The 2601-nt window shown below is 61.9% G+C and carries 3 protein-coding genes; 2 read left to right on the forward strand and 1 reads right to left on the reverse strand.

Features of this window, described 5'->3' with window-relative positions; translation table 11 throughout:
* Positions 1-1480, reverse strand: a 1480-nt coding sequence (locus EN939_RS29150) for a transketolase family protein (RefSeq protein ID WP_164751313.1), incomplete at its 3' end; no start/stop codon positions are given.
* 263 nt (positions 1481-1743) lie between these two features.
* Here EN939_RS29150 and EN939_RS29155 point away from each other — a divergent pair.
* Together EN939_RS29155 and EN939_RS29160 are read left to right on the forward strand one after the other, a co-directional pair.
* A complete protein-coding gene (locus tag EN939_RS29155; protein ID WP_127271149.1) occupies positions 1744-2016 on the forward strand; it encodes a DUF4164 domain-containing protein in 273 nt (90 codons plus the stop codon).
* 11 nt (positions 2017-2027) lie between these two features.
* Complete coding sequence (locus EN939_RS29160) at positions 2028-2393, forward strand: cell division protein ZapA (protein WP_023810969.1); 366 nt, start codon at positions 2028-2030, stop codon at positions 2391-2393.
* The last annotated feature ends 208 nt before the right edge of the window (positions 2394-2601 follow it).

Genomic DNA, 2601 nt, shown 5'->3' on the forward strand with positions numbered 1-2601 from the left:
CGTCGGCCGGGCGGAAGACATTGTGGTTGGGAATGGCGCGCAATGCGGCCAGATGCTCGACCGGCTGGTGGGTCGGGCCGTCTTCGCCCAGACCGATGGAATCATGGGTCATGACGAAGATCGAGCGGATGCCCATCAGCGATGCCAGCCGCATCGACGGCCGGGCATAGTCGGAAAAGCACATGAAGGTGCCGCCATAGGCGATGAGGCCGCCATGCAGCGTCAGGCCGTTGATCGCAGCCGCCATGCCGTGCTCCCGGATGCCGTAGTGGACATAGCGCTGGCCATAGTCGTCCGAGGTGATGTTCTTGGTCTGGCTGGTCTTGGTGTTGTTGGAGCCGGTCAGGTCGGCGGAGCCGCCGATGGTCTCGGGCAAGGCGCCGTTGATGACTTCCAGCGCCATCTCGGACGATTTGCGGGTGGCGACCTTCGGCTTGTCGGCCGACAGCTTCTTCTTGTAATCGGCAATGACCGCGTCGAAATTGGACGGCAGCTTGCCGCTGATGCGGCGCTCGAACTCAGCCTTCAGCTTGGCATCGGCCTTGGCCAGGCGGCCTTCCCAGTCTGTACGCGCCTTGACGCCGGCCTTGCCGGCGGTGCGCCAGGCGTCGAGGATGTCGGCCGGAATCTCGAAGGGCGGCGAATCCCAATTGAAGAACTTGCGCGCGCCGGCGATCTCGTCGGCGCCCAGAGGGGAGCCGTGCGCCTTGTTGGTGCCGGCCTTGGTCGGCGCGCCGAAGCCGATGGTCGTCTTGCAGGCGATCATGGTCGGCTTGTCGGAATGGCGGGCGGCTTCGATGGCATAGGCGATGGCTTCCGGATCGGTGCCGTCGATGTGGCTGGCATTCCAGCCGGAGGCCTGGAAGCGGGCCACCTGATCGGTGTTGTCGGACAGCGAGACCGGACCGTCGATCGAGATGTCGTTGTTGTCCCAGAAGACGATCAGCTTGTTGAGCTTGAGATGGCCGGCAAGCGCGATGGCTTCCTGGGAAACACCTTCCATCAGGCAGCCGTCGCCGGCCAGGACATAGGTGTAATGATCGACGAGATCGTTACCGAAGGCTGCGTTCATGATGCGCTCGCCGAGCGCGAAGCCGACCGAATTGGCGAGACCCTGGCCGAGCGGCCCCGTCGTCGTCTCTATGCCAGCGGCATGGCCGTATTCGGGATGGCCGGCGGTCTTCGAGCCCAACTGACGGAAGTGCTTGATCTGGTCGAGGGTCATGTCTTCGTAGCCGGTCAGATGCAGCAGCGAATAGAGCAGCATCGAGCCATGGCCGGCCGACAGGATGAAACGGTCGCGGTCGGCCCAGTGCGGGGCCTTGGGATCATATTTCAGGAAGCGCGTGAACAGCACCGTGGCGATATCGGCGCAGCCCATTGGCAGGCCTGGATGGCCGGAATTTGCCTTCTCGACGGCGTCCATGGAGAGAAAGCGGATCGCATTGGCCATCCGGTCATGTTGTTCACGCGACGTCATGGTTCCTCCAGAAGTGGGGGTTTGGGGGCTTGGGAGAGCCCTTGAAAAGGGTGCGCGACACATAGCAGGCGCGGGCTTTTAGTCAACAAATCGGGTGCACATTTGCCGGTCTTGTGATGCCGGCGGCGGACCTACATTAGCGTTAGCGGGGGACAGTCGCGAGAGCTTTGTTGACGTTGCCTTCACCCGGTGCCTAATGTTTCAGGGATAACGCGTTCTGAACGTGAACGATTCGGTGATGGGCAGGGCACAGGACGAAGGCCATGACCGGGGAAGCCACACTCAAGGAAGTCATCGCGAGGCTGGGCAAGGCCATCGAGGGGCTGGAAAACGCCGTCGCGGCCAAGCTCGGGCATGAACGCGACTACTCCGAAGCCGAGGCCGAGGTGCAGCGGATGAATGCCGATCGCTCGCGGCTGGCGCAGGAACTCGATAATTCCGAAGCGCGCGCCGAACGGCTGGAAGATGCCAACAAGGAAGTCTCGCGACGTTTGGTGACTGCCATGGAAACCATCCGCGCCGTGTTGGACAGATAGGAGCTGGCCCGATGGCACAGGTCACGGTTTCAATCGACGGCAAGCAGTATCGCATGGCCTGCGACGAGGGCCAGGAAGAGCATCTGATCGACCTTGCCGAACGCTTCGACCGCTATGTTTCACACCTGAAGGACTCGTTCGGCGAGATCGGCGATCAGCGGCTGACCGTTATGGCCGGCATCATGGTGATGGATGAACTCTCGGAGTTGCAGAAACGCGTCAAGGGCATGGAAAGCGAAGTGCTGACCTTGCGCAAGACCCGCGACGAGGCTCTGACCAAGGCCGACAAGAGCGATAGCGTGCTCACCAATGCGCTCGGCGCGCTGGCACAGCGCATGGAAGACCTGACTGTGACGCTGGCGGTCAACAAGAGCTGAGACAGAACCTTTCCTGTCCAGCCCCAGGCTCTCATCCGCGCGCCGCGCATTCGGCAGCATAAAAATGCTCGCCTCCCGCCGACAAGAGTTTCATATTATCTTGCAGCCACGATTTTTGCGCTAAGATGCAACGATGCCGGGCGGGACAGCTTGATGGTGGCGTGGGTTGCCGCGTGCCGTTCCTCGCTGCCGACGGTTCCGTTTACAG

It is taken from the genome of Mesorhizobium sp. M7A.F.Ca.CA.002.05.1.1, from assembly GCF_003998335.1.
Taxonomy (GTDB): Bacteria; Pseudomonadota; Alphaproteobacteria; order Rhizobiales; family Rhizobiaceae; genus Mesorhizobium.